Source organism: Variovorax paradoxus (assembly GCA_016806145.1).
Lineage (GTDB): Bacteria > Pseudomonadota > Gammaproteobacteria > Burkholderiales > Burkholderiaceae_C > Variovorax.
Map to the genome: position 1 here is coordinate 407,611 of CP063167.1, position 23,771 is coordinate 431,381.

Here is a 23,771-nt window from a genome sequence, read left to right on the forward strand (position 1 = left end):
TTCATCTCCCTCACATGCCGAGGTAGGCGGCCTGCACCGCGGGGTCGGCGAGCAGCGCGCGGCCCGGGCCTTCGAGCGTGATGCGGCCGGTCTCGATCACGTAGCCGCGGTCGGCGATGGCCAGCGCGGCGCGCGCGTTCTGCTCCACCAGCAGGATGGTCTTGCCTTCGTCGCGCAGCCGGCCGATGACGCCGAAGATCTCCTTCACGATCAGCGGCGCCAGCCCCATCGAGGGCTCGTCGAGCAGCAGTAGGCGTGGCCGGCCCATCAGCGCGCGCGCCATCGCCAGCATCTGCTGCTGCCCGCCCGACAGCGTGCCGGCCGCCAGGCGCCGGAACTCGCCGAGGATGGGGAACAGCGCGTACATCGCCGCCAGGTCGCTCTCGACCTGCGCGGGATCGTTGCGCACGAAGGCGCCGAGCCGCAGGTTGTCCTCCACCGTCATCGGGCCGAACACCTGCCGGCCCTCGGGCACCTGGCAGATGCCGCGCTTGACGCGCACGGCGCAGGGCGCGCGCACGATCGGCTCGCCATCGAAGGCGATGGCGCCGGACGAGACCGGCTGCACGCCCGAGATGGCGCGCAGCAGCGTGGTCTTGCCCGCGCCGTTGGCACCCACCAGCGCCACCAGCTCGCCTTCGCGCACCGCGAGGTCGACGGCGTGCAGCGCCTGGATGCGGCCGTAGTGGCTGGTCAGGCCCCGCACCTCGAGCAGCGTCTTCATCGAGCGGTCCTCCTGCATCGCGGGTACGGCGTTCATGCCTCGGCCCCCAGGTAGGCGGCGATCACCTCGGGGTCGTTGCGCACCTGCGCCGTGCTGCCGAGCGCCAGGCGGCGGCCGTAGTGCAGCGCCAGGATGCGGTCCGACACGCCCATCACCAGCTTCATGTCGTGCTCGACGAGCACGACCGTGGTGCCGTTCTCGGCGATCCGGCGGATCAGCACCTCGATCTGTGCCGTCTCCGTGTGATTGAGCCCGGCGGCCGGCTCGTCCATGAGCAGCAGCCGCGGCGAGGCGGCCAATGCGCGCGCGATCTCCAGCCGCTTGAGCGCGCCATAGGACAGCTGGCTCGCCTGCGCCTTGGCATGCGCGCCGACGCCGACGAAGTCCATCAGCTCGAGCGCCCGTTCGCGGCATTGCGCATCGGCGCGGCGCAGCGCGGGCGGGCGGAACATGCCGCGCAGCAGGCCCGTGCCGAGCGACAGGTGGGCGCCGATCATCACGTTGTCGACCGCGCTCATGTTCATGCACACCTGCAGGTTCTGGAAGGTGCGGCTCAGCCCCCTGCGCGCGAGCTGCTCGGGCGGCGTGCCGTCGACGTCGCTGCCGAACAGCGCGATGCGGCCGGCCGTGGGCCGGTAGATGCCGGTCACGAGGTTGATCAGCGTGGTCTTGCCGGCGCCGTTGGGACCGATGATCGCGTGCACCGTGCCCGCATGCACCTCGAAGCTCAGGTCCTGGATCGCCTTCACGCCGCCGAAGGCGATCGACAGCCCCTCGACCTTCAGCGCATCGACCACCGGCTTGGCCAGCGCGCTCATGAAGGCCTCCTGGCGAACAAGCCCTTCAGGGTCGGCACGATGCCCGCGCGCATGAAGATCATGGCGGCCGTGAGGATGATCCCGAGCAGCAAGGTCTCGAAGGACTCGAAGGCATGCAGCACCTGCGGCAGCAAGGTGATGATGGCCGCGCCGACGATCGATCCGAAGACCGAGGCGGTGCCGCCCAGCACCACCATCATCACGAACTCGACCGAGCGCGTGAGGCCCGCGGCCGCGGGCGTGAGGAAGCCGACGTAATGCGCCATCAGGCTGCCCATTACGCTGGCCATCACGGCCGACAGCACGAACACGCGCGTCTTGAAGCGGCCGGCCTCGATGCCCACGGTGCGCGCCGCGACTTCCGAGCCGCGGATGGCCTGCAGCGCGCGGCCGGCCGGCGAGTCGACCAGGTTCGACGCGGCCCAGGTCGCGAGCAGCAGCAGCGCCGCGGTGAACGCATACCAGGCTGGCTCGCCCGACAGCGACCACCCGAACACCGACAGCGCCGGCACCGTCATGCCGTCCGAGCCGCCGGTCCAGCGGGTCTCGTTGTTGAAGACGATGGTCGCGATCAACCCGAGCGACAGCGTGGCCATCGCCAGGTGATGACCGGCCAGCCGCAGGATCGGCCGCGCGACCACGAAGGCCAGCACGCCCGTCGCCGCCGCGCCGGCGGCCAGCGCGGCCAGCGGCGGCCAGCCGAAATGCGTGGTCAGGATCGCCGAGGCGTAGGCACCGAAGCCGAAGAAGGCCGCGTGCCCCAGGCTGATCTGCCCCGCGTAGCCGAACAGCAGGTTGAGGCCGATCACGACCACCGCGTTGATGGCGATGCGGATCGCGATGTCGTAGGCGAAGCCGCTCGGCCCGAGCACCGGGAACAGCAGCAGCAAGGCCGCGAGCAGCGCAAGGCCGGCATGGCGGGTGGGAAATCTCATACGCGCTCCGTCACCCGCACGCCGAACAGGCCGCGTGGCAAGAACATCAACACCAGCAGGATCAGCACGAAGGCCACCGCATCCTTGTAGGCGGCGGAGACGTAGCCTGCGGCCAGCGCCTCCATCACGCCCAGCACCAGGCCGCCGACGATCGCGCCCGGCCCGCTGCCGATGCCGCCGAGCGCGGCGGCCGCGAAGCCCTTGAGGCCGAGCACCACACCCGCGTCGTAGCTCGTGAAGGTGATCGGCGCGGTGATGACGCCGCCGATGGCGCCCAGCGCGCCCGACATCGCGAACGACACCAGCATCACGCGGTCGGTGCCGATGCCCACCAGCGCGGCGGCCAGCGGGTTGTGCGAGGTCGCGAGCATGCCCTTGCCCGAGAGCGTGCGGCCGAAGTACCAGGCCAGCAGCACCACCACCGCCAAGGTCACGCCCAGCACCCACAGGCTCTGCGGCACCAGCGTGGCGCCCGCGACGCGCAGCGGCGCATCGCCCGAGAACGCGGGCAGCGCATGGTTGCCCTTGCCGAGCACGACCTGCACCACGCCGCGGATCACGAGCGCGACGCCCAGCGTGATGATCAGCAGCGTGATCAGCGGCGCGCCGCGCGCGGGCCGCACCGCGAGCCGCTCCATGCAGGCGCCGGTGAGCACCGACGCGACGATGGCCACGGCGATCGCCAGCGGCAGGCCGCTGCCGGCCTCGACCATGGCCGCCGCCGTCATGGCGCCGAGCATGATGAACTCGCCCTGCGCGAAGTTCACGATGTGGCTCGCGTTGTAGATCAGCGCATAGCCGAGCGCCGCGAGCGCGTACATCGCGCCGACCGTCAGGCCGGAGAAGAGGAACTGCAGCAGTTCAGAGAACATGGTGGCCCCCATGCCGGCGCGGTAGCGTGCTCACTTGACGAGCTCGAAGCGGCCGTTGCGCACCTCGATGATGCGCAGCGAGTCGGTCGTCAGGCCGTTGTGGTTGGCCGGCGTCATGGTGAAGGTGCCGTTCAGTCCCACGAGCCCCCTGGTCGATTCGATCGCGTCGCGCAGCTTCGCCTTGTCGGTGCCGTTGGCGCGCTTGATGCCGTCGACCGCGATGGCCAGCGCATCCGCCACGTTGCCGCCGAAGGGCGAGGCGTCGACCTTGTAGGCCTCCTTGAAGCTGCGGTAGTAGTCGAGCGAAGGCGCCTTCTGCGGATCGCCGTCCTTCAGCGCGTCGGGCACCACGAAGCCCGTGGTCGGCATGCGCACGCCTTCGGTGGGCGCGCCGCCGAGCTTGATGAACTCCTGGTTGACCGCGGCATGCGGCATGTAGACCGGCAGCTTGAAGCCCATCTGCGCGTAGTTCTTGATCGCGACGGCCGGGCTGGTGCCCGCGCCGCAGAAGACCAGCATCGCCTGCAGGTCCTGCAGGTTGCGCAGGCGGGTGAACTGCGGCGTGATGTCGGTGTCCTTCGGGCCGTAGCTCTCCTCGCCCACGACCGTGATGCCGAAGCGGGCCGCCGCCGCCGTGACCTCCTTGCGGCCCGACTGGCCGAAGCCGCTGGTCTCCGACAGCAGCGCGATGCGCTTGATGCCGCGCTCCTGCATGTCCTGCAGGATGCGCTCGGCCACCATGCGGTCGGAGTGCGGCGTCTTGAAGACCCACTTCTTCACCGGATCGACCAGCGCGAGCCCGCCGCCCGTGGAGACGAAGGGCACGCCGGCGCGCTCGGCATAGGGCACGATCGCCATCGCGGTCGGCGTGACGGTGCCGCCCAGCAGCACGTCGACCTTGTCGGTGTCGACCAAGCGCTTGGCGAAGGTATTGGCGTTGTTCGGGTCGGACTGGTCGTCGTAGATCGTGAGCGCGATCTTGCGGCCCAGCACGCCGCCCTGCTCGTTCAGCCGCTTGACGTGCAGCTCCAGCGTCTTCTGCTGCGGGTCGCCGATGAACCCCACCGGGCCCGTCACCGACAGGATGGCGCCGATGCGGATCGGCTCGCCCTGGGCCTGCGCGGCGGCGCCGACGGCGAGCCCCGCGAAGGCGAGAAGGGCATGGCGAATGAAAGCTCTCATGGTTTTCTCCGTCTAGTTGTGGGTCAGGCGCTCATGCGCATCTGCAGCTTGATCTGGCCGGGTGGCAGGCTGCCTTCGAGCAGCCGCGTGAACATCTGCTCGGCCTGCGCGAAGGGCACGGCATGCACCCAGCGCGTGTCGAGGTCGGGGAGCATCGCGACGGCCTCGCGGAACTCGTAGGGCGTGTAGCCGAACGATCCCTTCACGGTGCGCTCGCCGCCGATCAGCGGCCCGGCCGGGAACGCCAGGTCGGCGCTGTGCAGGCCGACCAGCACCGCCACGCCGCCCGGGCGCACCTTGAGCGCGGCGTCGCGCCGCGTGGCGACCGCGCCCACCGAATCGAAGACCACGTCGAAGCTGCCCTCGATGGCCTCGGCCGTGCGGTCGGCACCGCCCGCGTCGGCGAAGGCGCGGCGCTCGGCCGACAGGTCGGTCACCGTCACGTCCTTCACGCCGAAGCGCTTGAGCACGAACAGCAGCGACAGCCCGATCGAGCCCGCGCCGAGGATCGCGACCGGCCCGCTGCCGATCGCGGCGGCGCCGAGTCGGTAGGCATGCAGCGCGGTGGCGATCGGGTCGGCCATCGCGGCCTGCGTGATCGTCGCGTGGCCCGCCGGCACGAGATTGCCCTCGGGCACCGCGACCGCCTCGGCGAAACCGCCGTCGCGGTGCACGCCGATCACCTGGCGGCGCTCGCACAGGTGGGCGCGGCCTTCGCCGCAGGCGCGGCAGCAGCCGCAGGCCAGCAGCGGATTGACGATGACGCGCTCGCCGGTGTCCTCGCGCAGGCCGACGAACTCGTGGCCGAGCGTCATCGGCGCCTCGGCCTTGGGCCGCTCGTCGCGCACCACGCACATGTCGGTGCCGCAGACGCCCGCCTGCAGCACGCGGACCATGACTTCCCCGCTTCCGGGACGCGGCGCGGGAACCTCCAGTTGGCGGACCGTCGCGTCGCCCACGTAGACCAGTGCTTTCATGCGTTTCTCCAGGGGCGGGCTCAGGCGGCCGGCGCCGACGGCTTGCGCGCGGCGAGGCTCGGGTAGCGCTGCATCGAGGCACCGCCGTCCACGTAGAGGGTCTGGCCCGTCACGTAGGCCGCGTCGTCGCTCGCGAGGTAGGCGACCGCCGCCGCGATGTCCTCGGGCCGGGCCGGGCGCTGCAGCGGGATGTTGTCCAAGAAGGCCTCGCGCGCGACCGGGTCGGCAAGCAGGCGCGCCACCATCGGCGTGTCGGTGAGGCCCGGCCCCACCGACGCGACGCGGATGCCCTGCGCCGCAAGCTCGAGCGCCGCGACGCGCCCGAGCATCTCCATGCCGGCCTTGGCCGCGCAATAGGCCGCGAGCCCCTCGCCGGGCTGCCGCGCATTGGTCGAGGCGATGTTGACGATCACCGCCGGGCCGCCCTGCGCGAGCATCTGCCGCGCCTGCGCCTGCAGCGAGACGAAGACGCCCGTGAGGCACACGTCGAGCACGCGCTGCCAGGTCTCGAGCGTGGTGTCGACCAGGCGCGCGCTGGCACCCACGCCGGCCGCGTTGACGGCGATGTCGAGCCGCTCGAAGGCGGCGGCCGTGGCCTCGACGGCGCGATGCATGTCGGCGGCGTTCGCCACGTCCGCGGCGATCGCCAGCGCGCCGCCGCCGATCGCATCGGCGGTGGCACGCGCGGCGGCGGCATCGCGGTCGAGGCAGGCGAGGCGCGCGCCCTCCTCGGCCAGGCGCACGCAGATGGCGCGCCCGATGCCGGAGCCCGCGCCGGTGACCAGGGCCACGCGGCCCTCGAGTCTCTTGCCTGGCAAGGTCATCTCAGGCCTCCAGGTCGTCGGCATAGGGAACGAAGTTGCGCTCGGCATCGCGCTCGGCCATGCGGCCGACGAAGCGCTGCGTGATCGGGTGCATCACGGCGGGGTCGGTCATCACGTTGACGCAGGCCGGCCGGTTCGATGCCAGCGCGCGCGCGAGCGCCGCGTCGAGCTGCGCCACGTCCTCGACGAACTCCGCGTGGCAGCCGAAGCCGGCCGCGGCCTGCTCGTAGCGCGTGCGGCCCAGGTCGCTGACCATGCGCCGGCCCTCGCCGTACATCAGGTCCTGCCCGTGCGCCGACATGCCCCACATCTGGTCGTTGTTGACCACCACGACTACCGGCAGCCCGTGCCGCACCAGGGTGTCGAACTCGGCGAAGTTGAAGCCGATCGAGCCGTCGCCGGTGAACAGCACGACGCGCCGCCCGGGGTTGGCCACCTGCGCGCCGACCGCCAGCGGCAGGCCCTCGCCCATGCAGCCCACGTAGCCGTGGCCGAGCCAGCGGCCGGGCGCGTCGCTGTGCGCCGTCATGTCGATCCACGAATGCGATTCGCCGCCGTCGAGGCAGACCACCGCATCGCGCGGCAGTGCCGCCGCCACCGCCACCGCGAGGCGATAGGGATGCACGGGGCCGCTCTCGGCCGCCGCCACCTGCGCGAAGTTCTGCTTCGACGCGGCACCGACGGCGCACAGGCGATGCGCCCATGCGCTGGTGTCGGGCAGCGGCTCGGACTCGGTGGCGCTCAGCAGCGCACGCAGGGTTTCGCCGCAGTCGGCCGTCACCGAGAGGTCGGGTTCGCGGATGCGCCCCATCTCGCCGGGCTCGATGTCGACCTGGACGATCTTCGCCTCGGCCGGCAGGAAGGACTTGCGGCGGCCGCCGGTATAGATGCCGAAGCGCGCGCCCAGCACCAGCAGCAGGTCGGGCACCAGGCCCTGGCCGCGCGCCGGTGCCAGCGTGGCATAGCCGCGGCCCCACAGCGCATGGTCGGTGGGCAGCACGCCGCGCGACTTGGCATTGGTGAGCACGGGAATACCGGAGCGCTCGGCGAAGGCGCGCAGCTCGGCGGCGCAGCCCGCATAGAGCGTGCCGCCACCGGCGAGGATCACCGGGCGCTGCGCGCCGCGCAGCAGCGCGACGATGCGCGCCACCGCGTCGGCCGTGGGCGCGGGGCGCGTCGGCGCGCCGGCCGGGTCGAGGTGCCGAACCTCCTCGGGCGCGATCAGGCCGAACATCACATCGATCGGGATCTCGACGTAGACCGGTCCGGGGCGGCCCGTGGTCGCCTTGCGGATCGCCTGGCCCACCAGATCGGCCAGGCGGTTGATGTGTGGCACCTGCACGGCCCACTTGGTGACCGAGCGCATCACCGCCATCTGGTCGACGCCGCCGTTGACCGGCAGCGCATCGAGGTCCTGCAGCGGCGCCGCGCCGCCGATGACCAGCATCGGCACGCAGTCGGCGAGCGCATTGGCCACCGGCGAGACCACGTTGGTGATGCCGCCGCCGGCCGTCACCAGCGCCACGCCGAGGCGGCCGGTGCTGCGCGCATAGGCCGAGGCGGCAAAGCCCGCCGCCTGCTCGTGGCGCGTGTCGACCACGCGCAGGCCGGCGTCGCGCGCGGCCTGGTAGGCCGAATCGAGGTGGCCGCCATGAAGGGTGAATGCGGTGTCGGCGCCAAAGCGCCGGAGGACGTCGATCAGGATCTGACCGCCATTGAGTTTCGCCACGGATGCTCTCCAGAGTGCGCTTCGAGCGCGTTACCGAAAGGAGACGCGTGCGTTTCGAAAGCCGCGTCTCGTTGGTGGCGGACTTTAATTAAACACGTTCATTTAAAGATCGGTGTTTTCCCTTGGCCGCCGTTTGGGCCTCGCGAATCCACTGCCCGATCAATGCGTTCACCACGGCCTCGACCATCGCTTCGGTCGCCGACCAGGGCATGCTCGGCGTGACACGCGGGAACGCGATCACGCCGTGCGTGGCCGCGATCAGCGCGTCCATGGCCAGCGTGGTGTCGACGGGCCGGCATGGCAGCGAGGCCAGAAAGCCGTCGACGACCTGCCGGTAGAGCGCGAGCGAACGCACGACGCTGGCCGAGCGCCCGAAGGGCAGCCCCTCGGGCGTGTGCAGCGCCACGCGCTCGCGCGAGCCGGCGAACAGCACGTCGAAGTGGTCGGGGTGCGCGAGCCAGTAGTGCGCCGCGGCGAGGAACACCGCGCGCACGCGTCGCGCCGGGTCGGCCGTGGCCCGCGCGCAGGCCTCCATGGCGTCGGTGGCCGCGTTCATGTCGAACTCGCGGATCGCCACCAGCAGCGCGCGCTGGTCGGGAAAGTACTGGTAGATCGCGCCCGGCGAGTAGCCGGCCCGGGCCGCGATGTGGCGCATCGACATCGCACCCGCGCCCTGCTCGACCAGGATGCGGCGGCCCGCGTCGATGAAGGCCTGGCGCACCCGCTGCCTGTCGACCGCGGAGTACGCCTTGCGCCCGGTCACACGATGTGCCGGCGCAGGCGTTCGACCACGGCGTCGATGTCGAGCGCGTCGGGCAGGTGGGCCTGGTAGCGGCCGCCGGGCGCCATCAGGTAGGCGAAGGCCGTGTGCGGCACCACGTAGCCGCCCGGTGCGCCGGCGTCCGGCACCGGTTCCGCGAACACGCGGAAGGCCTTCTTGGCGGCCTCGACCTGCGCGGGCGTCCCGGTGAGCCCGGTGAAGCCGCCGGGCTGGCGCGCGACATAGGCCTGCATGGTCTTCGGGTCGTCGCGCCGCGGATCGACCGTGACGTAGAGCGGCTGGATGCGATCGGCCAGCGGCCCGAGGCGCTCGAGCGCGGCGCCCAGCTTGCCGAGCTCGCGCGGACAGACCACGGCGCAATGCGTGAAGCCGAAGAAGACCAGCAGATGGCGATCGCCGAAGCTGCGCTCGGTGACGGCGCGGCCATGGTGGTCGACCAGCTCGAAGCGGCCATCGATGGGCGCCGGGCGCGCCGTCGGCGCCTGGACGGGTTCGGCAGCCGTTGCGCCGCCGCAGCAGCAGGCGCGCACCGGCGCCGTGGAGGTCTCGTTCGTCATGGGCGGATATTAATTGCACATGTTCATTTATGAACCGGGTTTTCCCGTGCCCGGGCCTATACTTTTGCTCCACCGCCCCGCGCGGAAGAACCCCAGCCCCAGAGCCAAGCCACCCCATGTCATTCCGCCCGTCCAAACCCGAAGTCCTCAGCCGCGCGCGAACTCCCGAGGACAAGGCCAAGGTCCGGGAGGCCTTCATCGCCGCGGGTCGCAAGCTGTTCGCCGACGAGGAGCCGTCGACCGTCTCGCTGCGGCGCATCGCCGCGGCCGCCGGCTATGCGCCGGGCTCCATCTATCAGTACTTCCACGACCAGCAGGACCTGTTCTTCCACATCCGCGCGCACGACATGCAGGCCTCGACCGAGCAGCTGCGCGAGCTGATCGCGCGCGTGCGCAGTCCGCAGCGGCGCGTGCTCAAGCTCTTCATCGGCACGGCCGACTACTGGCTCGAGCACATGGAGGAATTCCTGGTGATCTTTCCCGCGCCCAGCGTGGACCGGGCGCCGGCGGTCGGCAGCGCCGGCGTGCCCTTCGGCCGGTCGCCCGTGGTGCAGGACAGCCTCAAGCTCTACTACGACACGGTGGACGAGTTCTTCCGCACCCTGGCGCGCCCGCCCATGAACGCGCGCCTGGCCACCGACATCCTGATCGCGGCGGTGCACGGCACGATCGTGTTTCCATGCATGACGCGGACCATGGACTGGTCCGACACGCGCCTGATGGTCAAGCACCTGGTCACGAGCATGGTGGACGACTGGGGCAAGAGCGGCCCTGCCGCCTGATACGCCGCCTGATACGCCGCCTGACGCGCCGCCGCGCGTCATGCAGTTTGATCGGCCCGGTCATGCCGCGCGCCGACCCGGCTTCGTATCCTCGGACCATTGAACGAGAGACAAGGTCCGCGCCGCCGCAGGTGGCGAGGGCCACACGGAGACCGACTTGCCATCGAACGAACCCGTCCTTGACGGCCTGGCGCGATTCGCCGCCGAGGCCCCCGCGCGACCGGCGGCCATCCTGGCCGAGACCGGCGAAACGCTGGACTACCGGCGCCTGCACGAACGCTCGGCGCGGCTCGCGTGCTTCCTCGCGGCCCGCCTCGAGGCCGGCGAAGTGGTGGCGATCCTGCTGGGCAACCGGCTCGAATACTTCGAGCTCACCTTCGCGGCACGCCGCGCCGGCCTCTACTACGTGCCGATCAGCACGCACCTCACGCCCGGCGAGATCGACTACATCCTGCGGGACTCGGGCGCGCGCATCCTGCTGACCGAGACGGCGCTGCGGCCCTGGGCCGAGCGCTCGGCCTGGCCGGCGCCGCTCGAGGAGGTGCTCTGCATCGACGCCGAAGACCCGGTCGAAGGCGCCGCGAGCTACCGCGCGCTCGTCGAGGCCGACGGCCCGGTACCGCCGCTGCCGGACCGGCCCCTGGGCCTGGACTTCGCCTACTCCTCGGGCACCACCGGCCGGCCCAAGGGCATCAAGCACAAGCTCGAGGACCAGCAGCTGCGCAAGGCGCTCGCGGGCGACTGGCTCTCGTTCTTCGCCTTCGATCCCGCGAGCGTCTATCTCTCGCCCGCGCCGCTCTATCACGCGGCGCCGCTGCGCTTCAGCGTGCGTTGCGTGGCCTTCGGCGGCACGGTGGTCCTGATGCGCCGCTTCGATGCCGAAGGCGCGCTCGCGGCGATCGCGCGCTGGCGCGTCACCCATTCGCAATGGGTGCCGACGATGTTCATCCGCCTGCTCGCGCTGCCGGCCGAACGACGCGCGGCCCACGATCTCTCGAGCCACCGGCTGGCGCTGCATGCGGCGGCGCCCTGCCCTCTCGAGGTCAAGCGCCGCATGATCGACTGGTGGGGCCCGATCGTCTGGGAGTACTACACCGGCTCGGAGCGCGCCGGCGCCACCGCGATCTCGGCACCCGAATGGCTCGCGCACCCGGGCTCGGTGGGCCGCGCGAAGCAGGGCGTGCTGCACATCGTCGGCGACGACGGCGGTGAATGCGCGCCGATGGTCGACGGCCTGGTCTGCTTCGAGGGCGGCCCGAGCTTCGCGTACCACAACGATCCGGTGAAGACCGCCGAGACCCACACGCCGCAGGGCTGGGGCACCTTCGGCGACATCGGGCACGTGGATGCGGAGGGCTACCTCTACCTCACGGACCGGCGCGCCAACATGATCATCTCGGGCGGCGTGAACATCTATCCGCAGGAGGCGGAGAACCTGCTGCAGGACCATCCGCTGGTGCACGAGGTGGCCGTCATCGGCGTGCCGCATGCGGAGTTCGGCGAGGAGGTGAAGGCCGTGGTCCAGCTCAAGGATCCCGCGCTCGCCGGTGCCTCGACCGCGCAGCAGCTCATCGACCACTGCCGCGCCCATCTCTCGGCCATCAAGTGCCCGCGCAGCGTGGACTTCGCGACCGACCTGCCGCGCACCGAGACCGGCAAGCTGCTCAAGCGCGTCGTGCGCGACCGCTACCGCGCGCTCGCCGCGCCCGCTTCCCAACCGTGACGGAGACCCGACCATGACGATCGACATCGGACGCAGGCACTGGACGATGGCCCTGCTGGCATCGCTGGCCGGCCTGCCCGAGCTGGCCAGTGCGCAGCAGGACACCCGGCCGCTGACCTTGCTCGTGCCCTATGCCGCCGGCGGCGCGGCCGACCCGGTGGTGCGCCCGCTCGCGCAGCGCCTGCAGGAGGTGCTCGCGCGCACCGTGCTGGTCGACAACAAGGCCGGCGCCAACGGGCTCATCGGCACGCAATACCTGCTGCGCCAGCCGCCCGACGGCCTGACGGTGCTGTTCCACATCACCAGCCTGATCCAGAACATCGCGCTGTCGCGCGGCAAGCCGCCCTACGACTTCGCGAAGGACATCGAGCCGCTGGTGCTGCTGGGCCGGCAGGCGGTGGTGCTGGTGGTGCCCGCGTCGAGCCCCTACCAGAACCTGGCCGACCTCGCGCGCGCGGCCAAGGCCAACCCGGGCAACTTCTCCTTCGGCTCCTATGGCGCGGGCTCGACCTCGCACATCTACGGCGAGCAGCTGCGCGCGGCCTGGAACATCGAGATGCCGCACGTGGCCTTCCGCGGCACCAGCCCGCTGCTGCAGGACATGCTGGGCGGACGGGTGCCGATGGCCTTCGTCTCGGCCGCCACCGCGATCGAGCGCCAGGGCGACAAGGGACTGCGCTCGATCGCGGTGGCGCACAGCAAGCGGCTGACCGCGCTGCCGCAGGTGCCCACACTGCACGAGCTCGGCTACGCGGGCTTCGACTACACCGGCTGGTGGGGGCTGTTCCTGCGCGCGGGCACGCCGGCGCCGGTGGCCGAGCGCCTGCGCAACGCGATCCGCGCCATCCTGCAGGAGCCCGACATGGTCGGCCGGCTGCAGCTGGCCGGCCTGGAGCCCAGCAGCGAGACGCCCGAGCAGATCACGGCCGCGATGCAGAACGAGTACCGCCACTGGGAGGCGCTGAGCCGGCGCTTCAACATCACGGCCGATTGACGCTGTCGCTCGTGCGGGCGGCGCGACAATGCGCAGCGCATGCCCGCGCTTTCCCTGCACCCGCCCGCTTCATGACCGCCGTCCCCGGCCCCTCGCCGAGCGCCACGCCGCCGCCGATCGCCGGCTGGTTCGTGCAGCTGTTCCTCCGCAGCGCGGACCTGCCGCCGGCGCAGGCCCAGGCGGTGCTGCGCCGTTCGGGCATCGATCCGCTGCAACTGGACGCGCGCGGGCTGCGCGTCACCGAGCAGGCCTTCACGCGCTTCCTGGTCCTGCTGGCGCGGCGCGCGCGCGACGAGGCCTGGGGCATCGCCTCGCGGCCGATCCCGCCGGGCACCTTCCACACCCTGTGCCGGCTGATCGTCAATTGCCGCACGCTCGGCGAGGCGCTGGTCGTCATCGGCCGCTTCTATGCACTGGTGGTCGACGACTTCTCGATCAAGATCCGCCGCGAGGGCGGCGAGGCCATCGTCTGGCTCAAGCCGCTGCGCACGCTCTCGCCCGAGCGGCACGTGAGCCTGCATGGCGCGACCGTCTTCCTGCTCTACCAGTTCATGTGCTGGCTGGTCGACCGCCGCATTCCGCTGACCGCGGTCGAGTTCTCGTACCCGCGCCGGCCCACCAGCGCCGAGACGCTGCGCACCTACGACACGCGCGAGATCCGCTTCGAGCAGCCGTTCACCGCGCTGCGGCTCGAGAGCCACCTGGCCTCGCTGCCGATCATCGGCGGCGAGGAGCGCCTGAGCCGCTTCCTCTCGGAAGCGCCGCGCACGCTCATCACGCGCTACTACGACCACAGCCGCGTCAGCGACCGCGTGAAGTCCATCCTGCGCGCGCAGGTGGGCACGCCGATGAGCCTGGATGACGTGGCGGCCCGCCTCCACATGACACCGGTGACCTTGCGGCGGCACCTGGCCGACGAGGGCTGCGGCTTCTCGGAGCTGCGCGACGACGTGCGCCGCCGCGCGGCGCTCGACATGGTGCGCCAGGGCCATGTGAAGCTCGAGACCATCGCGCTGCGGCTGGGGTTCGCCGAGTACAGCACCTTCCACCGGGCCTTCCGGCGCTGGACCGGCACGGGGCCGACCGAGTACCGGGCGAACCCGCCGGCGTCCTGATTCAGGGTCCGGGGTTCGCGCGGCGCGCCCAGTCCGCCAGCCAGTGCGCATCGGCCACCACCGCCGTCGTGGGACGCGGCAGCGAAGGCGAATGACTGAAGCGCGGCGCCGGTGCGGGCTGCAGTTCGCCTTCGAGTTCGACGAAGGCCTGTCGTGCAACGAGGTGCGGGTCGCGCATGCTGGCACCGAGACCGTTGACGGGCGCCACGCAGGCATCGCTGCCTTCGAACAACGCCTCCCAGTGCGCGCGCGGCTCGCGCGCGAACAGCGCCTCGAGCGCGCGCGCCTGTGCGGGCCAGCGGTCGCGATCGTGTTGCGCGAACTCCTGGCCGTCCAGGCCGAGGCGCGCGAGGAACTCGGCATGGAACTGCGGCTCGATCGCGCCCACCGCCAGATGCAGGCCGTCCGCGCAGCGGTAGCTGCGGTAGTACGGCGCCGCGCCATCGAGCACGTTGGCCTGCCGCTCGTCGCGCCAGCGCGATGCGGCGCGCAGGCCATGGATCAGCGACAGCAGTGACACCGTGCCATCGCAGATCGCGGCATCGACCACCTGGCCGCGCCCGCTGCGCGCCGCATCGTGCAGCGCCGCGAGCACGCCCACGGCCAGGTAGAGCGCGCCGCCGCCATAGTCGCCGACGAGGTTGAGCGGCACGCTCGGGCCCTCGGCCGGACCGATGGGATGCAGCGCGCCCGCCACCGCGAGGTAGTCGATGTCATGGCCCGCCTGCTGGCTGCGCGGCCCCTCCTGCCCCCAGCCCGTCATGCGGCCGAACACCAGCGCGGGCCGCAACGCGAACAGCTCGGCAGGGCCGAGCCCCAGCCGCTCCATCACGCCGGGCCGGAAGCCTTCTATCGCCACGTCGGCATGGCGCAGCAGTTCGCGCGCCGTCGCGAGGCCTTCCGCCGAGCGCAGGTCGAGCGCGAGACGTTCGCGCCCGCGCATCGTCGCGCCGCGCTCCATCTGCACCGCGCCGGGCCGCTCGATGCGCACCACCCGCGCGCCCATGTCGGCGAGCAGCATCGCGGTGAAGGAAACCGGCCCCAGGCCCGCGAACTCGACGACCCGCAGGCCGCGCAATGGACCGGCCGGCGATGGCGATGCGTTCTTCGTTTCGTCGTTCATCGCTGCATGGTGCCGTCGGGCTCGCCCCGTCGCGATGACCGTCGCGCTCGTTCCCCATGACCCGCGCACGCCATGCCATGCGGGTTGCGCGCGGCGGTCATGGCGTGGGCCGGGCCGGCCTTTCATCATGGCGCCAACCAAAGGAGCCGAACATGAAAGCATGGGTGAGTCATCGCCCCGGGGGACCGGAGACGCTGGTGTGGCAGGAGCTGCCCGATCCGGTGCCCGCCGACGGCGAGGTGCTCGTGAAGATCGCCGCGGTGGGCGTCAACTATCCCGATGGGTTGCTGATCCGCGACCTCTACCAGGTCAGGCCCGAGCGGCCCTTCGTTCCGGGCAGCGAGTTCTGCGGGGTCGTGGAGCAGGCGGGCCCGGGCGTGTCGGGCCTGCGCGAGGGCGACCTCGTCATCGGCCGCTGCGGCTGGGGCGCCATGGCCGATCGCATCGCGGTGGCCGAACAGCGCTGCGTGCGCGTGCCGGCCGACACGCCGCGCACGCAGGCGGCCGCCTTCATGTTCGCCTATGCCACCGCCTACCACGCGCTGTGCGACGCCGCCCAGTTGCGCGCGCGGCAGACGGTGCTGGTGCTCGGCGCCGCGGGCGGCGTGGGTTCGGCCGCGGTCGAGGTCGCGCATGCGCTGGGCGCGCGCGTGGTGGCCGCCGTGTCCTCGCCTTCCAAGCTGGCCTTCGCGATGGCGCGCGGCGCGTCGGGCGGCCTGGTCTACGACCAGCAGGTCGAAGGCAGGGAGGCGCAGCAGGCGCTCGCGCGGCGCATCAAGGAGGCGGTGGGCGGCGACGGCTGCGACGTGGTGTTCGATCCGGTCGGCGGCGGCTACACCGAACCCGCCTTGCGCAGCCTGCGCCGCGGCGGCCGCCACCTGGTGGTGGGCTTCACCGCCGGCATCCCGAGCGTGCCGCTCAACCTGGCGCTGCTCAAGAGCCGCCACATCGTCGGCGTGGACTGGCGCAGCTTCGTGCAGGAAGACCCGAAGCTCAACGACCGCAACGTGCACTCGCTGCTCGCGATGTGGCGCGAGGGCCTGCTGCAGCCCGAAGTGACCGAGACCTTCGCGCTGGCCGATGCGCCTTCGGCCATCGCGCGGCTCGACGCGCGCGGCGCGCTCGGCAAGATCGTCGTGGTCGCGTGAAGGCGGCGGCCGCCCGGGCCGCCGTTTTCTTCCTCAGTTCAACTCGCCCGACAGGATCTCGCGCGCCATCACGATCTTCATGATCTCGGTCGAGCCTTCCATCTGCTTGCACATGCGCAGCAGGTTGTGGAAGTCGAAGAAGGGATAGTCCTCGATCGCGAGGCCGCGCCCGCCCAGCACCTGCATCGAGCGGTCGATCACGCGCAACCCCGCATCCACGCAGTAGGCCTTCACCATGGCCGCCTGCATCCGCGAAGCCGAGTAGCCGCCGCGCGCGACCATCCAGGCCGCGTAGTAGGTGTTGAGGCGGATCGACTCGATGTCGTACTGGTTGTCGGTCAGCATCCACTGGATCGCCTGGTTGTCGCCGAGCGCCTTGCCGAACACCTTGCGCTCGCGCGCGTATTCGACCGCCAGCTCCTGGCTGCGCTCGGCCATGCCGAGCGCGGTGCCGCCCAGGCGCAGGCGGAAGCGGTTGAACTGGTGCTGCGCGATGGAGAAGCCCTCGCCCTCCGCGCCCAGCAGGTTCTCGGCCGGCACGATCACGTTCTCGAGCCGCACCTCCTGCTCCGTGCCCCATTGCCGCGCGATCACCGGGATGTCGCGCGACTTCGTGAAGCCCGGCGTGTCGTTGTCGACCAGGAACACGCTGATGCCCTTCGGCCCCTTGCTTGGATCGGTAACCGCCGCGACCGCCGTGTACGACGCGAAGTGATGGCCGGTGCGCCACATCTTCGTGCCGTTGAGCACCCAGTGGTCGCTCTTTCGCACCGCCGTCGTGCGGATGCCCGCGAGATCGGAGCCGGCCTCGGGTTCGGTGAAGCACATCGACCAGCCCGTCTTGCCCTCGAGCACCGGATAGAGGTACTTCTCGCGGATCTTCTCGGGTGCCTGGTAGAGCACCGGCCAGGGCGCGAACGGCCCGCCGGGCATGCGGCGCGGCGACTTCGAGAACTCGGCCAGCACGATCACGTCCTCCATCGGCCCCAGGCCCTGGCCGCCGAATTCCTTGGGCACGATCAGCTTGGCCAGGCCGTACTCGGCCAGCTTGCCCTTGAGGTGGGCATTGAGCTCGGGGCTGTAGTCGCAGTTGGCGACCGGCCATTCGCGGTAATGCGGCAGGACGACCGTCTTGATGAAGCTGCGCGCGCGCTGCTGAAGATCGCGTTGCGCGGGGTCGAGTTCGAAATCCATGGTGTGCCTCTTGTGTTCGGACATGCGCCCGATGACATGTCAACGCAATCGATTGGATCGGCGCGGGCGCGTGGCTTCCATGGCACCGTCGTTCAAACTGCATGACATCGCCGCAGTGCCCGGGCGAATCGCACTGTGTCGCGCGCACGGCGCGGATACACGGGCATACGAAGGACGCGCCTTCGCGCTTCGAGACACCGAAGAATCGCGGCGCCCCCACTTCAAGGAAGCCTTCGATGAAAAACATCCGCATGGAAATCGCCGCCGTAGCGCTCGCGCTCGGTGCCTGCGTGTTCGCGGCCGTGTCGATCGCCGCGGACGGCAAGCCCGCCGCCTCGACGTCCACCTCCGCCGCGTCGCCGATCTATGGTGTGACGATCCCCAAGGGCTATCGCGAATGGCAGCTGATCGCGCCCGCGCTGGAGTCCGAGCCGCTCAACGAACTGCGCGTGGTGCTCGGCAACAAGACCGCCGTCGACGCTTACAAGAAGGGAGCGCTCCCCTTCCCCGATGGCACGGTGCTGACCAAGCTCGCGTGGAAGCACGTGCAGTCGCCGGACTTCGAGCCCGCGCTGGTGCCGGGCATGGCGACCACGGTGCAGGTGATGGTGAAAGACTCGAAGAGATACGCCGCCACCGGCGGTTGGGGCTTCGGCCGCTTCGTCGACGGGAAGCCGGTGGACATCGCGCAGCACCAGACCTGCTTTGCCTGCCATGCGGCGCGGGTGAAGGACAGGGACTATGTGTTCACGCGGCTGGCGCCGTGAGCCCCCTGCACCCCTCCCGCTGCCCGTGGTCGCCTTGCAGCCCTAACGCATGACCTTCTCGGGCGTCATCGGCGTGCTGCGTATGCGCTTGCCGGTGGCATGGAAGATCGCGTTGCTCACCGCGGCCGCCACGCCCACGATGCCGATCTCGCCCACGCCCTTGGCACCGAGCTCGCTCACCACCCGGTCATCCTCCTGCACGAAGATCACGTCGATGTCGTGGATGTCCGCGTTCACCGCCACGTGGTATTCGGCGAAGCTGTGGTTCATGAAGCGGCCCAGCCGGTGGTCCGAATGCGTCTCCTCGTGCAGCGCCTGGCTGATGCCCCAGACCACCGCGCCGGTGACCTGGCTGCGCGCGGTCTTGGCGCTCATGATGCGGCCCGCCGCAATGGCGCTCACCACGCGGGTCACGCGCACGGTGCCGAGCTCCTCGTCCACCTTGACCTCGCAGAACACGGCCGAGTGCGTGGCGCGCACGTATTTACGCTGCTTGAGCACGCTGGGCAGCAGCAGGTATTTCTCCTCGACCGCGCGCCCGCCGTTGGCGGCAACCACCGCGGTCAGAGGCAGCGACACGTTCGCCGAGTCGCGCAGCCTGATCGCGCCGTCGGCGAACTCCACCTCGGAGAACCTCGCCTTCGCGAACGGCGAGCCCGAGATGCCGCGCGCCAGCCGGAACAGGCGGCGCTTGAGCTTGTCGCACGCACCCTGCACCGCCGAGCCCACGGTCGACACGTGCGAGGAGCCGCCTTCGATCGGCGCCACCGGCAGCGTCGAATCGCCGAGCTCGAAGCGCACCTGCTCGAGCGGCAGGCCCATCGCCGCCGCGGCGATCATCGACATGACGGTGTAGGTGCCGGTGCCGATGTCGGTGGCGGCACTGCTCACGCGCAGATGGCCGTCGGCACCGAGCACCGCCTTCGCGCGCGCGAACATCTGCAGCGCGTCCCAGGTGCCGGTCGCCATGCCCCAGCCGACCCATTCGTGGCCCTCGCGCGTGGCGCGCGGCATGGGGGCGCGCCGCGACCAGCCGAAGCGCGCCGCGCCCTGCTCGTAGCAGGCGCGCAGCTCCTTCGTGGAGTACGGCATGTCGTCGATCGGGTTGCGCTCGGCATAGTTGCGCAGCCGCAGCGCGAGCGGGTCCATGCGCAGCGCATGCGCCAGTTCGTCCATCGCCACCTCGAGCGCATGCACGCCATGCGCGGCGCCGGGCGCGCGCATGTCGAGCGGGCTGTACTGGTCGAGCGCGACCAGCTTGTAGTCGAGCTTGATGTTGTCGCAGGCATAGAGCTGGCCCGACCAGTTCACGACGACCTCGACATAGTCCTCGAAGCGCGAGGTCTCGGCGATCGCCGTGTGCGCGATCGAGCGCAGGCGGCCGTCGCCGTCGGCCGCGAGCTGCACGCGCTGCACCGTCTCGGGCCGGTGGCCGAAGCTGAACATCTGCTGGCGCGTGAGCACCACGCGCACCGAGCGCTTCAGATGGATCGCGCCCATCATCGCCAGCACCAGCTGGTACTGCGGCCGCAGGCCCGCGCCGAAGGCGCCGCCAACGTAGGGATTGCGCACCGTGACCTTCTTCTTCGGCAGGCCGAACACGTGCGACACGTACCAGCGGCTGTTCTGCGAGCTCTGCGTCTTGTCGTAGACCATGTAGCCGCCGTCCTCCCCGCGGATCACGGTGGTCGCGAACATCTCCATCGGGTTGTGGTGCTCGACGCCGCTGTAGTAGTCGGCACTGATCTTCACCGGCGCGGCATCGAAGGCCGCCTGCGCATCGCCCTTCTCCTTGGGCGGCGGCGAATAGCCCGCCTTCAGCCGGCTCGGTGTCTTCGCGCGGTGCGTGTGCTCGAGCAGGTCGGTCTCGTGCGGCTCGCGCAGGTACGACACCTCCACCAGCCGCGCCGCATGCCGCGCGGCCTCGAAGCTGTCGGCGATCACCAGCGCCACCGGCTGGCCGCTGTAGCGCACCTGCGCATCGTGCAGCGGCTTGAACGGCGAACCGCCCGGCGCCGTCATGTCCTTGTAGAAGATGCCGAGCGAGCGCGAGCTGGGCCGCCGCTCGTGCGTGATCACGTCGAGCACGCCGGGAACGGCCAGCGCGCGCTCGAGGTCCATGCGCGCGATCCGGCCCTTGGCGATGGTGCTGTTGACCACCACGCCGTACGCCAGTCCCTCGGCCGGATGCTCGGCCGCGTAGCGCGCCGCGCCCGTGACCTTCGCGCGGCCGTCGATGCGCGAGACCGGATCGCCGATGCGAACGGGGCCGGTGCCGGGATCGGCCACCGGGACGGCCATGGCGGTTCGGGCGTGGGTCATGCGATGTCCTTGAGATCGGGACGGCCCGGGCCGTCGTTCGGGGCGGTGAGCGCGGTGCCGGCCGCGGCGGTCGCGAGCGCGCGGACGATCGCGCGATGCGCCATCGGAATCTTGAAGTCGTTCCGACCCTGCGATGTGGCGCCGCGCAGCAGCTGGTCGGCCACCAGCGCGAAGTTCTCGTGCGATGGCTGGCGCCCCGTCAGCAGGGCCTCGGCCTCGGTGCTTCGCCACGGCTTGTGGGCCACGCCGCCCAGGGCCACGCGCGCGGCGCGAATGCCGCCGGCCTCGTCGAATGCCAGCGCGGCCGCGACCGACACCAGCGCAAAGGCATAGGAGGCCCGGTCGCGTACCTTGAGGTAGGCGCTGTGCGCGGCGAACTCGCGCGCGGGCGGCAGCTCGATGTGCGTGATCAGTTCGCCCTCCCCGAGCGTCGAGTCGCGCTGCGGCTCGTCGCCGGGCAGGCGGTGGAAGTCGGCGAAGGCGATCGCGCGCGCCCCGCGCGCGGAGCGCACATGCACCACCGCACCGAGCGCCGCCAGTGCCACGCACATGTCCGATGGGTGGGTCGCGATGCAGTGATCGCTCGCGCCCAGCACCGCATGTTGCCGGCTCAGGCCACCGATGGCGGGGCAGCCGCTGCCGGGCGCGCGCTTGTTGCAGGGCACGCCGATGTCGTAGAAGTAGACGCAGCGCGTGCGCTGCAGCATGTTGCCGCCGTTGGTCGCCATGTTGCGCAACTGCGGCGAGGCGCCCGCGAGGATCGCCGCCGCGAGCAGCGGGTAGCCCTCGCGCACCAGCGGATGCCAGGCCGTGTCGGCGTTGTGCGCCAGCGCACCGAGGTGCAAGCCACCACACTCGTCCGCTTCGATGCGGTCGAGGCCGAGCCGGGTGATGTCGATCAGCCGGGCCGGTCGCGCCACGCCTTCCTTCATCAGGTCGAGCACGTTGGTGCCGCCGGCGATCCATTGGCTGCCGGGCGTGAAGTCGCTCAACGCCTGCTCGAGGCTGGCGGATGCGACGAGGGTGAACGGGTTCATCGCTCGCGCGCCTGCAACACGACCTCGGACACCGCGGCGGCGATCTGCGGATAGGCCCCGCAGCGGCACAGGTTGCCGCTCATCAGCTCGCGCACTTCGTCCAGCGTGGTGGCCTGGCCTTCGTTCTGCAGCCCGAGCGCGGAACAGATCTGGCCCGGCGTGCAGTAGCCGCACTGCAGCGCATCGTGCGCCACGAAGGCGCGCTGCAGCGGATGCAGTTCGTCGCCCCGCGCCAGGCCTTCGATGGTGGTGACCTCGGCGTCCTCGCACATCGCGGCCAGGCGCAGGCAGGCATTGATCCGGCGGCCGTCCACCAGCACCGTGCAGGCGCCGCACTGACCATGGTCGCAGCCCTTCTTGGTCCCGGTCAGGCCGAGCCGGTCGCGCAGCAGGTCGAGCAGGCTGACCCAGGCCTCGACCTCGAGCGCATGCGGCGTGCCGTTGATCCGCAAGCACAGCAGATGGCGCGAAGGCGCCCGCCGCGCGCAGGCGGCTTCGTTCATGGAATCGGTCATCGTGGTCCTTGGCTGGAGGTACTCCGGCTCACTTGCACAACTTTGCACAACCGCAGTGGGAGGCTGCCAAGCTATGGAAGCGGGAGGTACCAGCTCGTCGGACATGAGCCCGGCAACACGTGGGCTGTCGATCTGTCCTTGACAGGCCCCGCTCGTTCAGCGCTTCTGCGGCGGCAGGTCGGTGCAGGTCCCGTGCGCCACTTCCGCCGCCATGCCGATGCTCTCGCCCAGCGTCGGGTGCGGATGGATGGTCTTGCCGATGTCGATCTCGTCGGCGCCCATCTCGATGGCCAGCGCGATCTCGCCGATCATGTCGCCCGCATGGGTGCCGACGATGCCGCCACCGAGGATGCGGTGCGTCTCGGCATCGAACAGCAGCTTGGTGAAGCCCTCGTCGCGGCCGTTGGCGATCGCGCGGCCCGAGGCGGTCCACGGGAAATGGCCCTTCTTGACCTTGATGCCCTCGGCCTTGGCCTGGTCCTCGGTCAGGCCCACCCACGCCACCTCGGGGTCGGTGTAGGCCACGCTCGGGATCACGCGGGCATTGAAGGCCGCGCTCGCCAGGTCCTTGTCGCCCTTGAGCTCGCCCGCGATCACCTCGGCCGCCACGTGCGCCTCGTGCACCGCCTTGTGGGCCAGCATCGGCTGGCCGACGATGTCGCCGATGGCGAAGATGTGCGGTACGTTGGTGCGCATCTGGATGTCGACCGGAATGAAGCCGCGCTCGCCAACGGCCACGCCGGCCTTCTCGGCGCCGATCTTCTTGCCGTTGGGGCTGCGGCCCACCGCCTGCAGCACCAGGTCGTAGACCTGCGGTTCCTTGGGCGCGTTCTCGCCCTCGAAGGTGACCTTGATGCCCTCCTTCGTGGCCTCGGCACCGACCGTCCTGGTCTTGAGCATGAGGTTGTCGAAGCGCGGCGCGTTCATCTTCTGCCAGACCTTCACCAGGTCGCGGTCGGCGCCCTGCATCAGGCCGTCGAGCATCTCGACCACGTCGAGGCGCGCGCCCAGCGAGGAATACACCGTGCCCATCTCGAGGCCGATGATGCCGCCGCCCAGGATCAGCATGCGCTTGGGATCGGTGCCGAGCTCGAGCGCGCCGGTGGAGTCGACCACGCGCGGGTCCTTCGGCATGAAGGGCAGGCTCACGGCCTGCGAGCCGGCGGCGATGATGGCGCTGCGGAACTTCACGGTCTGCTTGCTGCCGGTGGTGTCCCAGCCGGTGCCCGAGGTCTCCTCGATCTCGAGGTGATGCGGGTCGACGAAGTTGCCCACGCCGCGCAGCACCGTGACCTTGCGCATCTTGGCCATGGCGGTGAGGCCGCTCGTGAGCTTGCCCACCACCTTGTTCTTGTGGCCCAGCAGCTTGGCGCGGTCAACCGTGGGCGCGGCGAAGCTCACGCCGAGGTCGGCGAAGTGCTTGACCTCGTCCATCACCGAGGCCACGTGCAGCAGCGCCTTCGAGGGGATGCACCCGACGTTGAGGCAGACGCCGCCGAGGGTGGCGTAGCGCTCGATCAGCACGACCTTCAGGCCGAGGTCGGCGGCGCGGAAGGCGGCCGAGTAGCCGCCGGGGCCGGCGCCCAGCACGATGACATCGCATTCGACGTCGACCTTGCCGGCATGGCTGGAGCCGGGCGCCTTGCCCTGTT

21 protein-coding genes and 1 pseudogene are annotated in these 23,771 nt (G+C 70.8%); 6 read left to right on the forward strand and 16 right to left on the reverse strand.

Features of this window, described 5'->3' with window-relative positions; translation table 11 throughout:
• Positions 1-10 precede the first annotated feature (10 nt).
• From INQ48_32855 to INQ48_32900, 10 genes are all read right to left on the reverse strand, one after another.
• Complete coding sequence (locus INQ48_32855; protein QRF63050.1) at positions 11-742, reverse strand: ABC transporter ATP-binding protein; 732 nt, start codon at positions 740-742, stop codon at positions 11-13.
• A gap of 14 nt (positions 743-756) precedes the next feature.
• Entirely contained in the window at positions 757-1,542 is a 786-nt protein-coding gene (locus INQ48_32860) for an ABC transporter ATP-binding protein (protein ID QRF62341.1), read from the reverse strand.
• A complete protein-coding gene (locus INQ48_32865; GenBank protein ID QRF62342.1) occupies positions 1,539-2,477 on the reverse strand; it encodes a branched-chain amino acid ABC transporter permease in 939 nt (312 codons plus the stop codon). The genes INQ48_32860 and INQ48_32865 overlap by 4 nt, the downstream gene beginning before the upstream one ends.
• A complete protein-coding gene (locus INQ48_32870) occupies positions 2,474-3,349 on the reverse strand; it encodes a branched-chain amino acid ABC transporter permease (GenBank protein QRF62343.1) in 876 nt (291 codons plus the stop codon). Before INQ48_32870 ends, INQ48_32865 begins: the two co-directional genes overlap by 4 nt.
• 30 nt (positions 3,350-3,379) lie before the next feature.
• Positions 3,380-4,531: an ABC transporter substrate-binding protein gene (locus INQ48_32875; GenBank protein ID QRF62344.1), complete on the reverse strand. Its 1,152-nt coding sequence runs from the start codon at positions 4,529-4,531 to the stop codon at positions 3,380-3,382.
• Between the two features lie 23 nt (positions 4,532-4,554).
• Positions 4,555-5,508, reverse strand: a complete 954-nt coding sequence (locus INQ48_32880; protein QRF62345.1) for an alcohol dehydrogenase catalytic domain-containing protein — start codon at positions 5,506-5,508, stop codon at positions 4,555-4,557.
• A 20-nt stretch (positions 5,509-5,528) separates the two neighbouring features.
• On the reverse strand, positions 5,529-6,332 hold the full coding sequence (locus tag INQ48_32885) for a glucose 1-dehydrogenase (protein QRF62346.1): 804 nt from the start codon (positions 6,330-6,332) through the stop codon (positions 5,529-5,531).
• Between the two features lies 1 nt (position 6,333).
• Positions 6,334-8,061, reverse strand: coding sequence for a thiamine pyrophosphate-binding protein (locus INQ48_32890; GenBank protein ID QRF62347.1), 1,728 nt, complete (start codon positions 8,059-8,061; stop codon positions 6,334-6,336).
• Between the two features lie 88 nt (positions 8,062-8,149).
• A complete protein-coding gene (locus INQ48_32895; GenBank protein QRF62348.1) occupies positions 8,150-8,824 on the reverse strand; it encodes a TetR/AcrR family transcriptional regulator in 675 nt (224 codons plus the stop codon).
• Positions 8,821-9,399 (reverse strand): SCO family protein, encoded by a 579-nt coding sequence (locus tag INQ48_32900; GenBank protein QRF62349.1) that lies wholly within the window; start codon positions 9,397-9,399, stop codon positions 8,821-8,823. The genes INQ48_32895 and INQ48_32900 overlap by 4 nt, the downstream gene beginning before the upstream one ends.
• Before the next feature lie 116 nt (positions 9,400-9,515).
• On the opposite strand from INQ48_32900, the gene INQ48_32905 reads away from it, so the two are divergent.
• The 4 genes from INQ48_32905 (at position 9,516) to INQ48_32920 (ending at position 14,013) form a co-directional block, all read left to right on the forward strand.
• Positions 9,516-10,181 (forward strand): TetR/AcrR family transcriptional regulator, encoded by a 666-nt coding sequence (locus INQ48_32905; GenBank protein QRF62350.1) that lies wholly within the window; start codon positions 9,516-9,518, stop codon positions 10,179-10,181.
• A gap of 187 nt (positions 10,182-10,368) precedes the next feature.
• Entirely contained in the window at positions 10,369-11,904 is a 1,536-nt protein-coding gene (locus tag INQ48_32910; protein ID QRF63051.1) for an AMP-binding protein, read from the forward strand.
• Between the two features lie 13 nt (positions 11,905-11,917).
• Positions 11,918-12,898 (forward strand): tripartite tricarboxylate transporter substrate binding protein, encoded by a 981-nt coding sequence (locus INQ48_32915; protein ID QRF62351.1) that lies wholly within the window; start codon positions 11,918-11,920, stop codon positions 12,896-12,898.
• 71 nt (positions 12,899-12,969) lie between these two features.
• A complete protein-coding gene (locus tag INQ48_32920; GenBank protein QRF62352.1) occupies positions 12,970-14,013 on the forward strand; it encodes an AraC family transcriptional regulator in 1,044 nt (347 codons plus the stop codon).
• A 1-nt stretch (position 14,014) separates the two neighbouring features.
• Here INQ48_32920 and INQ48_32925 read toward each other — a convergent pair whose 3' ends face one another.
• On the reverse strand, positions 14,015-15,136 hold the full coding sequence (locus INQ48_32925; protein QRF62353.1) for a CoA transferase: 1,122 nt from the start codon (positions 15,134-15,136) through the stop codon (positions 14,015-14,017).
• A 152-nt stretch (positions 15,137-15,288) separates the two neighbouring features.
• Between INQ48_32925 and INQ48_32930 the strand changes: the two genes are divergently transcribed.
• Positions 15,289-16,284 carry an NADPH:quinone oxidoreductase family protein gene (locus INQ48_32930; protein ID QRF62354.1) on the forward strand — a complete coding sequence of 332 codons (996 nt, stop codon included), beginning with the start codon at positions 15,289-15,291 and terminating at the stop codon, positions 16,282-16,284.
• A 33-nt stretch (positions 16,285-16,317) separates the two neighbouring features.
• On the opposite strand, the gene INQ48_32935 is transcribed toward INQ48_32930, so the two are convergent.
• A complete protein-coding gene (locus tag INQ48_32935; GenBank protein QRF62355.1) occupies positions 16,318-17,478 on the reverse strand; it encodes an acyl-CoA/acyl-ACP dehydrogenase in 1,161 nt (386 codons plus the stop codon).
• Positions 17,479-17,714: 236 nt separating this feature from the next.
• Here INQ48_32935 and INQ48_32940 point away from each other — a divergent pair, with 236 nt between their 5' ends.
• The gene (locus INQ48_32940; GenBank protein QRF62356.1) at positions 17,715-18,245 is read left to right on the forward strand and encodes a cytochrome P460 family protein; all 531 of its coding nucleotides are present in this window, start codon (positions 17,715-17,717) and stop codon (positions 18,243-18,245) included.
• Between the two features lie 42 nt (positions 18,246-18,287).
• Here the strand turns inward: INQ48_32940 and INQ48_32945 are convergent, their stop codons facing one another.
• The 4 genes and pseudogenes from INQ48_32945 to lpdA all read right to left on the reverse strand — a co-directional run bounded on the left by INQ48_32945 (position 18,288) and on the right by lpdA (position 23,751).
• Positions 18,288-20,567, reverse strand: a complete 2,280-nt coding sequence (locus tag INQ48_32945) for a xanthine dehydrogenase family protein molybdopterin-binding subunit (GenBank protein ID QRF62357.1) — start codon at positions 20,565-20,567, stop codon at positions 18,288-18,290.
• Entirely contained in the window at positions 20,564-21,604 is a 1,041-nt protein-coding gene (locus INQ48_32950) for a xanthine dehydrogenase family protein subunit M (protein QRF62358.1), read from the reverse strand. Before INQ48_32950 ends, INQ48_32945 begins: the two co-directional genes overlap by 4 nt.
• Positions 21,601-22,119, reverse strand: coding sequence for a 2Fe-2S iron-sulfur cluster binding domain-containing protein (locus INQ48_32955; GenBank protein QRF62359.1), 519 nt, complete (start codon positions 22,117-22,119; stop codon positions 21,601-21,603). The genes INQ48_32950 and INQ48_32955 overlap by 4 nt, the downstream gene beginning before the upstream one ends.
• A 156-nt stretch (positions 22,120-22,275) precedes the next feature.
• A pseudogene (lpdA, locus tag INQ48_32960) lies at positions 22,276-23,751 on the reverse strand (dihydrolipoyl dehydrogenase).
• Positions 23,752-23,771: the final 20 nt, after the last annotated feature.